Below are 13,016 nucleotides of genomic sequence, written 5' to 3' on the forward strand. Positions count from 1 at the left end.
AACAAGAAAAGGGGATGGAACATATGAAAAAAGAAAGAATTGATAAATTGCAGGAAAGCTGGGAATTAGATACGCGCTGGAAAGGGATCACACGTCCATATACAGCTGAAGATGTAATTCGTCTGCGCGGATCGATTGATATTGAACATACGTTAGCGCGCTGCGGTGCAGAGAAGCTTTGGAAATCACTTCATACAGAAGATTATATTAATGCACTTGGGGCATTAACAGGAAACCAAGCGATGCAACAAGTGAAGGCTGGATTAAAAGCAATTTATTTAAGCGGTTGGCAAGTAGCGGCAGATGCGAATCTTTCTGGACATATGTATCCTGACCAAAGCTTATACCCGGCGAACAGTGTGCCAGCTGTTGTAAAACGAATTAACCAAACACTTCAACGTGCTGATCAAATTCAGCATATGGAAGGTAGCGGTGATACAGATTATTTCGTCCCAATTGTGGCGGATGCTGAAGCTGGGTTTGGTGGACAGTTAAACGTATTTGAATTAATGAAAGGGATGATTGAAGCGGGTGCATCTGGCGTGCACTTTGAAGACCAATTATCTTCAGAGAAAAAATGCGGGCATTTAGGCGGAAAAGTATTATTACCGACGCAAACAGCGGTGCGTAATTTAATTTCGGCACGTCTTGCTGCGGATGTAATGGGTGTACCAACAATTATCGTTGCAAGAACAGATGCAGATGCAGCAGATTTAATTACGAGCGATATCGATCCAGTTGATCAAGAGTTTATTACAGGTGAAAGAACGCCAGAAGGGTTTTATCATACGAAAGCAGGTCTTGATCAAGCAATTGCACGTGGTTTAGCGTATGCGCCGTATGCAGATCTCGTTTGGTGTGAAACGTCGGAGCCAAATTTAGAAGATGCAAAACGCTTTGCGGACGCAATTCATAAGAAATATCCAGGGAAGCTACTTGCTTACAACTGTTCCCCTTCTTTTAACTGGAAACAAAAATTAGATGAAAAAACGATTGCAAGCTTCCAAAAAGAAATTGCATCGTACGGTTATAAATTCCAGTTCGTAACGCTTGCTGGATTCCATTCGTTAAATTACGGCATGTTTGAATTAGCGCGTGGTTATAAAGAGCGCGGCATGGCAGCGTACTCTGAATTACAACAAGCAGAGTTCGCAGCAGAGAAATACGGTTACTCAGCAACGCGCCATCAACGCGAAGTAGGAACAGGATACTTTGATGAAGTAGCACAAGTGATTACAGGCGGTACTTCATCAACGACTGCTCTAAAAGGATCCACAGAAGAAGAACAGTTTACGAAATAAAGGTATAAGTAGGTGCCCCCCAAAAAAATTTGGGGGCACTTTTCTTATTTATTATTACGTCGCTGACATTGTTAAACTTTGTCGGAAAGTGGATGTGATTTTATTTGTCGTCGTATTGTGGGACGTTCACTTCTATTTAAAATATCCAATCCAATATAGTGAATATACCAATAATAGCAGTGAAAAGAAGGAATGCGAATAATGATAGACAGCCCCATGTAAATAGTTTGTCTTTCCATGTTTCTTCATAATCATCAATTAGTTTCTCTATCACTTTTTTCTGCAATGGCTGTAAGGGACGTTCGGTGTGTAGTCCTGTAATAATGTTACGATCTCCTTTGAATTTTAAAGCACGTACAATATGATAAGAGTCGTTTCCCATCGATTTTTCAAATTGTAGACATGCCGCGTGCATAACATCTGTTTTCTCTTTTTCAAGATACCAATACCGTCCAGCCATTTCTGGGTATTGTAATGTAAAGTAAATGTCACCGAGTTTTTTCCTAATTTCTAATTCATTCGGATAAGTAGCGATTAATCCGTGTAATCTATCTCTTGCTTTTCCAAGGTTGTTATTTTCAATATCTTTTTCAATTCTCTTTAATGTTTTTTTAGGGATTATTTCTGTCATACACGCCTCCTTATTAGAATAGGTGTGGTTATATTTTATAAAAAATACTAAAATTTAGAAACTTTATTTTTAAAAAGGATTGTACATTCTATTTTAAGTATGCTATGATAATACCAGTTGAATAATTAAATTAAGCAATCCATATATTATCAAGTGCCGAAAACAAACGGGGAAAAGTATGTGAGAACTAGTTTATGTTTCGAATTTGATAATGTGTGGATTCTTTTTTTATACATGAAGACTAAATAATAAAATGTATTTTCTTAGGAGGAAATAATTATGACAGTTACAGGACAAGTAAAATGGTTTAACAACGAAAAAGGCTTCGGTTTCATCGAAGTTCCAGGCGAAAACGATGTATTCGTACATTTCTCTGCAATCGAAACTGATGGTTTCAAATCTTTAGAAGAAGGCCAAAAAGTTAGCTTCGAAATCGAAGATGGCAACCGTGGACCTCAAGCTAAAAACGTAATCAAACTATAATTTTATAGTTTATTATAGAAAAAAGGATGGCTTATGCCATCCTTTTTTTTGTTGTTGAGATATACGATATTTATATTAGTAATAAAGACAGCCTAAAAAGTGCGATTGAAGAAATAAAGGCGTACTCGAAAACTTATGAAAATGATAAAGTGACGGTAATTGATTTGAGGAAGTCTCATTCTCGTTATTTAGATCAAGAACCATATATAATCATAGTACAGGTTGAAAGAGATACAGAGAATCTTGGAAGAAAAAATAGTAGGTTTTTTTGAGGATGAAGAAGAATGAAGGAAATGGTAATCAGTATGTAAAAAGGCTTTCCCGTAAAGGAAGGCCTTTTAGTGTTCTTTCACAGCTTTTTTCTTTTCACGTTTCTTGCATTCTGGACATTTAGATTTACGAAAAGGCTTCGCGAAGAACAGTAAAATAAAAAATAAACCGAATATAATACTCGCTGAATTTTTTACGATAACAATGTTACTATTTTTCATTTGAATTGTTGGATGATCTTGATTTTCTTCCATGAGAGACCTCCGTATATTTGATTTATATTTTAATTATAGCAAAATTAATTGCTGTAATTATATGAAAAGGGGAATGTGTTAAACATATTACAAATGATATAAATTCTTTTTTCGTATATAGAATCCTCTTTTTATACAGATTATTCTTTTGGTATCCATATATTATCATTAACAGATTTGTATTATATTTGATTTATTATAAGTATTTGTAAAGAATCGCAGAATGTAAACCATTTCCTTTTCGTAGGTGCTACTATAAAAGGGAAATGAAGAAGGGAAATTAAATAGCAATCGAAAATTAAAAAAAGAGAGGTGAAAAATCTGTTACTAACAAAAGAGCGAGTATAGATAAAAGTATTCTTAGCGTGCAAAAACTACATACTCTAAGGATATACATTTGCCTATATTTGTAGTAGCAGACAGTAGACTATGGAAAGTAAAGTAGAACGTTATGTCGAAAACTATGTTGTAAGCAAAAATACAATGGCCTTACTTCCTGTTGTTCTAGGAGAAAAGAAAGTTGTTACGCGAATTGTTGAAATGGAAGATTCTTTTTTCGTATTTCAAAAGCCTCTTGATATTATAGAGAGAAGTTGCCGGAAACATGGTTCTAGTTTCTTTGGAAGAAAAGAAGGAACGAAGGAGTTAACTCGTATTACACATAAAGCTCCTATCGCAATTAGTCCGACAGATCAACTTTATTTTTTCCCTACGTATTCTTATTCTCGAAAAGAGTGTGCGTGGTTATCTCATTTTCATATTGAAGATAATAAAGAATTAAAAGATGGAAATCTTATTATTAGATTTATAAATGGTTTCGCTGTGAAACTAGAAATGTCAAAAAGTAGCTTTGAAAATCAGCAAAATCGTACAGCGAAATTACGGACAGAGTATGAAGATCGTAAGAAAAAACAAGGAAATCCTTGCTTTAAAGAGATTGATAAAAATGAAGAATCTAAATTAACACCAGCATATGAGAAAGTGTATTTTGTGAAGGAAGGCGAAGTGTGAGAGGGAAAAGATGGGGAGACTCATCCTTTTTATTTGTCTGTTTTTGTCGGAAAGTCGATAAAAATCAAATTGTGATCGATGTATTCAGAAAATCACCGGTGTAATTTCATTTACCGAAAAAATCATCAAAAAATATTGTTCCTCAAACAACCAAACATACAACAAACCTTGTCGAATATTGAAAGATTATCATAGCATAATAATGAAGGAATTCTAGCGAATGATATGGAAACTTTAATAAATACATCTCCATATGTCGTATCTACCATTTCCTCTTTCATTTAAGCGATGATACAGTAGAGGTAGTAATTAGAGTAAAGGGGTAAAGTGTAGAATGGATTTTCAAACAATCAAAGAGTATTTTTCACCAGAAAATATGGATCATATTGTTGAAAGTTATCGTGCGTTCGGACCGCTTCTCGGTATTGGCTTACCGATGATAGAGGCGCTTATTCCGGCATTGCCACTCATTGTGTTTGTGTTGGCGAATGCTGTTGCATTTGGTTTTTGGTTCGGTTTTCTTTATTCATGGATTGGGTCAGTAATTGGTGCAATGCTTGTATTTTTCATTATTCGTAGCTTTGGAAGAAGTCGTTTCTTTTCTTTTGTAAATAAGCATGAGAGAGTGCGAAAAGCGATGGGATGGATTGAAAGAAAAGGGTTCGCGCCAATCTTTGTTATATTTTGTTTTCCGTTCACACCATCTGCGCTTATAAACGTTGTAGCTGGTTTATCTCGCATTAGCGTAAAACAGTTTGGACTAGCATTAGCATTCGGAAAGCTTGTTATGATCTTTATTTTAACGTATATCGGTCATGATTTAGTGTCATTTATTCATAAGCCGGTGAAATCGGTTATTGTGGGCGTTGTTATTTTTAGTTTATGGTATGTCGGTAAAAAAATTGAAGTAAAGTTAGAACTACAGTAGGAAAATTCTTCTTTGTCCCGCTATTTGGGGGCAATAAAACTCCCACCAAAAAATTCGACTGAAGCAAAGAAGTTAGGTGGGAGATCAAACTGCCCGTAAATGCCCGATTGGTGCGGGCTAATAATCGGTGGGGGATGAACAAAACCCCTACCGATTAAGTTTCACTTTATAAATGCAAGCTTAATTATTAAAGGGCGAGGGGAGAAGCGAATGAAGAAAACTTTGAAAAAAGAAGGGCTAGAGTGGATAAGAACAATTTTAATTGGTGTACTATTAGCTGTATTTTTTCGAACGTTTTTCTTTTCAACGTACGTTGTAGAGGGGAAGTCAATGATGCCGACATTGCAAGATGGAAATATGCTCGTTGTGAATAAGGTGAGTTATCAAGTAGGGGACTTGAATCGATTTGATGTCGTCGTTTTTCATGCGAATAAAAAAGAGGACTATGTAAAGCGAATTATCGGTTTACCTGGGGATCATATCGAATATAAGCATGATAAATTATATATAAACGGACAATTCGTGGAGGAACCTTATTTAGAGACGTATAAGAAAGAGACGAATGGACGGCAATTAACAGGTGATTTTAAATTAGAAGAATTAACGAAAGAAAAGTTTGTACCACCCGGTTCTATTTTTGTAGTTGGTGACAACCGCCTTGGTAGTTGGGATAGTAGGCACTTCGGCTTTGTGAAAGCTGATACAGTTGTCGGTAAAGTTGATTTACGATATTGGCCGATTCAAGAGGTACAAACGAATTTTTCAAAAGGCTGATATAATAAAATGAAGTATAAGGAAAAGACAAACGAGTATGTTTGTCTTTTTTATCGTCCTATAATACAATTGTGATAGCAAACTAACGTTCGTTATGTAAGTGAAAGGTGGGGTTACATGTCACTTCGATTTGTGATTGGTAGAGCTGGAAGTGGAAAAAGTACACTTTGTTTACACGAAGTGCAAGAAGAGTTAAAACAGCGCCCAAGAGGGAAAACAATATTATATCTTGTGCCAGAACAGATGACATTCCAAACGCAGCAGGCGTTAATTGGGAGTGAAGATGTAAGAGGTTCTATTCGGGCACAAGTTTTTAGTTTTTCGCGATTAGCGTGGAAGGTGCTGCAAGAAGTTGGCGGAGCGAGTCGTCTTCATATTGATGAAGCTGGTGTACATATGTTGCTTCGTAAAATTGTAGAGTCTCGTAAAGATGGACTATCTGTGTTTCAAAAAGCAGCGGAGCAAAACGGTTTCTTTGAACATCTTGGTAGTATGATTGCTGAGTTTAAACGTTACAATGTGACGCCGTCTAACGTATATGAAATGTGGCAACAATTAGACACACATAGCAGTAGTGCAGAGCAAAAGCTACTAGCGAATAAAGTGTATGATTTACAGTTATTATATGATGATTTTGAACGTGCTTTAATCGGAAAGTATTTAGATTCAGAAGACTACTTACAATTATTAATTGAGAAGCTTTCAGACTCTGAGTATGTAAAAGGCGCGGAAATTTATATAGATGGATTCCATTCATTTTCTCCTCAAGAGCTAGAAATCGTTAGAGGGCTAATGAAATTAGGAACAAGAGTAACAATAACATTAACGATAGATGAAAAAACGTTAGCGCAGCCAGTGAATGAACTAGATTTATTTTATGAAACGACGTTAACGTATGAAAAAATAAAACAAGTAGCGCGTGAAGAGAAAATAGAAATTGAAAAAACAATTCCACTTATGGAACAACCGCGTTTTCATTCTCCAGCATTAGCTCATTTAGAAACGCATTATGAAGCGCGTCCGAATGAAAAGTATCACGGTGAAGCGAGTGTGACAATTAGTACAGCAGCTAATTTACGAGCTGAAGTAGAAGGGGTAGCTCGTGAAATTAGAAGACTTGTGGCGGATGAAGACTATCGTTACCGAGATATCGCAGTCCTTCTTCGTAACGGAGAAAGTTATTACGACGTAATGCGAACGTTATTTACGGATTATAATATCCCGCATTTCATCGATGAAAAACGCCCAATGTCACATCATCCGCTAGTAGAATGTATTCGTTCTGCACTCGAGATTATTAGCGGGAATTGGCGTTATGATGCAGTATTTCGCTGCGTGAAAACAGAGCTTTTATATCCATTAGATGTAAGAAAAGAAGCGATGCGCGAAGAGATGGATGAGTTTGAAAACTACTGTTTAGCGTACGGTGTACAAGGGAAGAGATGGACTTCTGAAGATCCGTGGATGTATCGTCGTTATCGTTCTCTTGATGATGCGAGCGAAATGATAACAGACAGTGAGCGTGAAATGGAAGAGAAAATAAATCGACTTCGCGACGTTGTAAGAACGCCAGTTATTCGTATGCAAAAAAGACTGAAGCGTGCTGGAACAGTTATGCAAATGTGCGAAGCGGTATATTTATTTTTAGAGGAGCTTGACGTTCCGAAAAAACTAGAAGAATTACGTGTTCGTGCAGAAGAAAATGGAGATTTCTTATTTGCGACAGACCATGAGCAAGTATGGGAAGAAGTGATGAATCTTCTTGATACGTTCGTTGAGATGCTTGGCGAAGAGAAGATGTCCCTTTCAATGTTTACGGAGGTTATGTCGACAGGTCTTGAGGCACTTCAATTTGCGAACATTCCGCCGTCACTAGATCAAGTGTTAGTTGCTAATATTGATCATTCTAGATTATCAGATATTAAAGCGACGTTCATTATTGGAGTAAATGAAGGAGTGATTCCAGCAGCGCCTATGGATGAAGGTATGCTTTCTGATGAGGAAAGAAATGTTCTCACCGCTGCAGGTATCGAATTAGCACCAACGACGAGACAAACTTTATTAGAAGAACAGTTCGTTATGTATCAAATGGTGACGAGAGCATCTGAGAAGTTATACATTTCCTGTCCGCTTGCGGATGAAGAAGGAAAGACGTTACTTGCTTCTAGTTTTATTAAAAAAATAAAAAGAATGTTCCCTGATGTGAAAGAATCGTTTATTACGAATGATGTAAATGACTTATCGCGTTCGGAACAAATCTCATATGTAGCAACGCCAGAAGTAACGTTGTCTTATGTCATGCAGCAATTGCAAACGTGGAAGCGTTACGGATTTGAAGGCAATTTAGACTTTTGGTGGGACGTATATAACTTCTACGTTACTTCAGATGAATGGAAGCAAAAAAGTAGCCGTGTGTTATCAAGTTTATTCTACCGAAATCGTGCACAGAAACTAAGTACAGATGTAAGTAGGGATTTATATGGAGATACAATTAAGGGAAGCGTTTCTCGTATGGAGCTATTTAATCGCTGTGCGTACGCTCATTTTGCTCAGCACGGTTTATCGCTAAGAGAGCGTGATATTTTCAAACTTGATGCGCCAGATATCGGTGAGTTATTCCATGCGGCGCTGAAGAGAATTGCAGACAAGTTATTACGTGAAAATCGGACTTGGGCGGATTTATCAATAAAAGAGTGTGAACACCTTTCTGCTTTAGTAATAGAAGAAATTGCACCGTTATTACAAAGACAAATTTTATTAAGTTCGAACCGTCATTTCTATTTAAAGCAAAAACTACAACAAATCATTTTCCGTACGTCACTTATTCTTCGTGAACATGCGAAGTCGAGTGGATTTGTACCAGTTGATTTAGAAGTACCGTTCGGTATGGGCGGGACTGGATCTCTTCCACCAATGGAATTTGCGTTGCCAAATGGTGTGAAGATGGAAGTAGTTGGCCGTATTGACCGTGTTGATAAGGCGGAAGATGAGAGTGGTACGTTCCTTCGTATTATTGATTATAAATCAAGTTCGAAAGCGTTAGATTTAACAGAAGTGTATTACGGACTCGCACTTCAAATGTTAACGTATTTAGATGTTGTTACTTCAAATGCACATACGTGGATGAAAAAGGGCAGTACTGCATCACCGGCGGGTGTATTGTATTTCCATATTCATAACCCGATTGTTGAGATGAAAGGCGATGCATCTGAAGAAGAAATTGAGAAAGAAATTTTAAAGAAATTTAAAATGAAAGGTCTCGTACTAGGAGATGCTGACGTTGTGCGTTTAATGGATAATAAACTTTCAACAGGAAGCTCTGATATTATTTCTGCTGGTCTGAAAAAAGATGGTAGTTTTAGTGCGCGTTCTAGCATTGCAAGTGAACAAGAGTTTAACGTACTTCAAAAATATGTACACCACTCGTTTGAAAATATCGGAAAAGACATTACAGAAGGTGTTATCGATATTGCTCCTTACAAAAAGGGGAATAAAGCGGCATGTACGTTCTGTAACTTCAAATCTGTTTGTCAATTTGATGAATCACTTGAAGATAACCAATTCCGTACGTTAAAAGATATGAAAGATAGCGAAGCGATGGAGAAAATTAGAGAGGAGGTTGGCGGAGAATGATAGAAAATTGGCCTCAGAAACCAGAAGGTAGTCAATGGACAGATGACCAGTGGAAAGCGGTTGTAGCGAACGGACGTGATATTTTAGTCGCAGCGGCAGCTGGATCAGGGAAAACAGCGGTATTAGTTGAACGTATTATTAAAAAGATTATAAGTGAGGAAAATCCAGTCGATGTCGACCGCCTGCTCGTTGTAACATTTACGAATGCAGCAGCGCAAGAAATGAAAAATCGAATTGGGGAAGCGTTAGAAAAAGTATTAATTGATGGGCCAGGTTCACAGCATATAAGAAAGCAGCTTAGCTTATTAAATAAAGCTTCCATTTCTACAATTCATTCATTTTGTTTACAAGTTATTAGAGGATATTATTACATGCTTGATGTCGATCCTCGTTTTCGTATTGCGAACCAAACAGAAAATGAGTTATTAAAAGAAGAAGTGCTAGATGACATATTAGAAGAAGAATATGGAATCGAAGATAATAGTATTTTCTTTGAACTAGTTGATCGTTATACGAGTGACCGTAGTGACGATGACTTACAACGAATGATTTTAGCGCTTCATACAGAATCAAGAGCGCATCCAAACCCGGAGAAGTGGCTTGATAAATTAGTAGAAGCATACGACGTTGAAGGAAAGACGATTGAAGATTTAGTGTACGCTTCTTACTTATTAGAGGATGTGAAGTTTCAGCTTGAAACAGCGGAAAAGCATATTCGTAAGGCGACTGAACTCGCAATGCTTCCTGATGGTCCAGCGCCTCGCGTTGAAACTTTACAAGCGGATTTAGCTTTACTTGGAACGTTATCCTCAGCAGCGCGTGGATCGTGGACAAGCGTTTATGAAGCGATGCAAAATGTATCGTGGCAAACGTTAAAGCGTATTAAAAAAAGTGATTACAACGAAGATGTTGTAAAACAAGTAGATTCTCTTCGTAATAAAGCGAAAGATGAAGTGAAGAAATTACAAGAAGAGCTATTTAGCCGCAGACCCGAAAGTTTCTTACGAGATTTTCAAGATATGCATCCTGTATTAGAAAAACTCGTGAAGCTTGTAAAAGTATTTACAGAGCGTTTCCAAGCGATTAAGCGAGATAAAGGAATGGTCGATTTCACAGATTTAGAGCATTTCTGTTTGCAAATTTTAAGCGAGCAAAGTGAAGACGGTGAAATGAAGCCGTCAGCAGTAGCACTTCAATATCGTAATAAATTTGCTGAAGTACTAGTCGATGAATATCAAGATACGAATTTCGTACAGGAATCAATTATTAAATTTGTAACGAAAGATTCCGAGAGTGAAGGAAACTTGTTCATGGTTGGTGACGTAAAACAGTCAATCTATCGTTTCCGACTAGCAGAGCCTGGTTTATTCTTAGGAAAATATAAACGTTTCACACAAGAAGGATCGGGCGGCGGAATGAAGATTGACTTAGCGAAAAACTTCCGTAGCCGTCATGAAGTGCTAGCAGGTACGAACTTTATTTTCAAACAAATTATGGGCGAAGAAGTCGGCGAAATCGATTATGATGCTGACGCTGAATTAAAGCTAGGTGCTAGCTATCCAGAAGGTGAAGATGTAGCGGCAGAGCTATTATGTATTCAGCAAACTGAGGAAGAAGTGCAAGACGGTGAAGAAGGTGCCGAAGTAGAAAAAGCGCAGCTTGAAGCTCGTCTTATGGCGCAGCGTATTAAAGCAATGGTCGATTCAGGCTATGAAGTGTATGATCGTAAAACCGATAGTATGCGCCCAGTGCAATATCGTGATTTCGTTATTTTACTTCGCTCCATGCCATGGGCGCCGCAAATTATGGAAGAGTTAAAACTACAAGGAATTCCGGTATATGCTGACCTTGCGACTGGTTACTTTGAAGCGACAGAAGTAAATATTATGATGAACGTATTCCGCGTCATTGATAACCCGATGCAAGATATTCCGCTTGCAGCTGTACTTCGTTCACCGATCGTTGGACTAAATGACGAAGAACTTGCGACGCTTCGTGCTCATGGAAAGAAAGGCTCGTTTTATGAAGTGATGAGCTCATTCTTAAAGGGAGCGCCGCTTGAAGAAGAACAAGAACTGCATGATAAATTAGAGTGGTTTTATAACTTACTGCAAGGGTGGCGTGAATTTGCGCGTCAACAATCTCTTTCTGATTTAATTTGGAAAGTGTACGGTGAGACAGGCTATTACGACTTTGTCGGCGGTTTACCAGCCGGAAAGCAAAGGCAAGCAAACCTGCGTGTACTATATGATCGCGCAAGACAATATGAAGCAACATCGTTTAGAGGATTATTCCGCTTCTTGCGCTTTATTGAGCGTATTTTAGAACGCGGTGATGATATGGGAACGGCGAGAGCTTTAGGTGAACAAGAAGATGTCGTTCGTATTATGACGATTCATAAAAGTAAAGGGCTAGAGTTCCCAGTCGTATTTGTAGCGGGACTAGGTCGTCGTTTTAATACACAAGATTTAATGAAACGTTTCTTACTGCATAAAGACTTCGGTTTCGGTTCACAATTTATCGATCCTCGTAAACGAATTAAATATACGACATTATCGCAACTAGCAATTAAGCGTAAAATGAAAATGGAATTAATCGCGGAAGAAATGCGCGTGTTATACGTAGCGTTAACGCGTGCGAAAGAGAAGTTAATTTTAATTGGAACGGTTAAAGATGCCAATAAAGAAATGGAAAAATGGCTCGATGCAAGGGAGCATAGTGAATGGTTATTACCAGACCATATACGTGCCGGAGCGTCTTGTTATTTAGACTGGATTGCACCTTCATTATATAGACATCGTGATAGTGAAATGCTTCTTGAATTAGGACAAGGAAATATTCCAGGCGAAATTTATGAATATAGTGCTAGCTGGAAAGTAGAAGTTGTTGAAGGAAAAGATTTACTTGCACCAGAACCAGTTCAAGAAGAGAAACAAGAGTTATTAGAAGCGCTTCGTGATAAAAAAGCTGTTCCGTTAGAAAGTGAACGGAAAGAAGAAGTGTACGACAGATTGATGTGGGAATACGGGTATGCGGACGCGACATCTCACCGTGCGAAACAGTCTGTTACAGAAATAAAGAGGAATTATCAATCTGAAGAAGGTAGCGATAACGCCTTTATTAAAAAACTTCGTGCACCAATTAAAACACGTCCGCGCTTTATGGAGAAAAAAGGGCTAACATACGCAGAGCGAGGGACAGCAGTCCATGCCGTTATGCAGCATGTAGATTTGAAGAAACCAATTACGATTGAAGTTCTTCAAGAACAAATTGCAAGAATGGTAAATAAAGAGCTATTAACATTTGAACAAGCTGAAGAAATAGCGATTGAAAAGGTAATTTCATTCTTTGACAGTGACTTAGGTAAAAGGGTATTAGCAGCAAAAAGTGTTGAGCGCGAAGTACCATTTACGATGATGCTTTCAGCAGAAGAAGCGTATCAAGATTGGCAAGGGAAGAAAGGCGAATCAATACTTGTCCAAGGGGTTATCGACTGCATGATCGAAGAGGAAGACGGAATTACTTTAATCGACTTTAAAACAGATACGATTGAAGGAAAGTTCCCAGGCGGATTTGATCAAGCGAAACCAATTTTAGAAGACCGATACAAAGTACAGCTTTCACTATATGCAAAAGCACTCGAGAAAAGCTTAAAACATCCTGTGAAAGAGAAATGTTTATATTTCTTTGATGGAAATCATGTTGTAAATATTGACGAATAGAGCTTAGAA

General features: G+C 37.8%; 9 protein-coding genes and 2 pseudogenes. 9 read left to right on the forward strand and 2 right to left on the reverse strand.

The window, feature by feature from the left end; all coding sequences use genetic code 11:
- The first annotated feature begins 23 nt into the window (after positions 1–23).
- Positions 24–1,301, forward strand: a complete 1,278-nt coding sequence (gene aceA / locus DET63_RS20010) for an isocitrate lyase (RefSeq protein WP_113937644.1) — start codon at positions 24–26, stop codon at positions 1,299–1,301.
- Positions 1,302–1,437: 136 nt separating this feature from the next.
- On the opposite strand, the gene DET63_RS20015 is transcribed toward aceA, so the two are convergent.
- On the reverse strand, positions 1,438–1,932 hold the full coding sequence (locus tag DET63_RS20015; protein WP_113937645.1) for a DUF6584 family protein: 495 nt from the start codon (positions 1,930–1,932) through the stop codon (positions 1,438–1,440).
- Positions 1,933–2,211: 279 nt separating this feature from the next.
- Here DET63_RS20015 and cspA point away from each other — a divergent pair, with 279 nt between their 5' ends.
- Together cspA and DET63_RS30970 are read left to right on the forward strand one after the other, a co-directional pair.
- On the forward strand, positions 2,212–2,415 hold the full coding sequence (gene cspA, locus DET63_RS20020) for an RNA chaperone/antiterminator CspA (protein ID WP_002011282.1): 204 nt from the start codon (positions 2,212–2,214) through the stop codon (positions 2,413–2,415).
- Positions 2,416–2,441: 26 nt separating this feature from the next.
- Positions 2,442–2,703, forward strand: a pseudogene (locus DET63_RS30970) (hypothetical protein).
- A 50-nt stretch (positions 2,704–2,753) separates the two neighbouring features.
- On the opposite strand, the gene DET63_RS20030 reads toward DET63_RS30970, so the two are convergent.
- Positions 2,754–2,939 (reverse strand): hypothetical protein, encoded by a 186-nt coding sequence (locus DET63_RS20030; RefSeq protein ID WP_113937647.1) that lies wholly within the window; start codon positions 2,937–2,939, stop codon positions 2,754–2,756.
- Between the two features lie 302 nt (positions 2,940–3,241).
- On the opposite strand from DET63_RS20030, the pseudogene DET63_RS20035 reads away from it, so the two are divergent.
- The 6 genes and pseudogenes from DET63_RS20035 to addA form a co-directional block, all read left to right on the forward strand.
- A pseudogene (locus DET63_RS20035) lies at positions 3,242–3,319 on the forward strand (RNA-guided endonuclease TnpB family protein); the annotation flags it as partial.
- A gap of 49 nt (positions 3,320–3,368) precedes the next feature.
- A complete protein-coding gene (locus DET63_RS20040) occupies positions 3,369–3,950 on the forward strand; it encodes a competence protein ComK (RefSeq protein WP_002011279.1) in 582 nt (193 codons plus the stop codon).
- A gap of 334 nt (positions 3,951–4,284) precedes the next feature.
- On the forward strand, positions 4,285–4,878 hold the full coding sequence (locus tag DET63_RS20045) for a TVP38/TMEM64 family protein (protein WP_113937648.1): 594 nt from the start codon (positions 4,285–4,287) through the stop codon (positions 4,876–4,878).
- Positions 4,879–5,088: 210 nt separating this feature from the next.
- Positions 5,089–5,652, forward strand: coding sequence for a signal peptidase I (gene lepB / locus DET63_RS20050; protein ID WP_113937649.1), 564 nt, complete (start codon positions 5,089–5,091; stop codon positions 5,650–5,652).
- 117 nt (positions 5,653–5,769) lie between these two features.
- Positions 5,770–9,285: a helicase-exonuclease AddAB subunit AddB gene (addB, locus tag DET63_RS20055; RefSeq protein ID WP_113937650.1), complete on the forward strand. Its 3,516-nt coding sequence runs from the start codon at positions 5,770–5,772 to the stop codon at positions 9,283–9,285.
- On the forward strand, positions 9,282–13,007 hold the full coding sequence (gene addA, locus DET63_RS20060; RefSeq protein WP_113937651.1) for a helicase-exonuclease AddAB subunit AddA: 3,726 nt from the start codon (positions 9,282–9,284) through the stop codon (positions 13,005–13,007). Before addB ends, addA begins: the two co-directional genes overlap by 4 nt.
- The last annotated feature ends 9 nt before the right edge of the window (positions 13,008–13,016 follow it).

This window comes from Bacillus sp. DB-2 (genome assembly GCF_003315125.1).
Classification (GTDB): domain Bacteria; phylum Bacillota; class Bacilli; order Bacillales; family Bacillaceae_G; genus Bacillus_A; species Bacillus_A mycoides.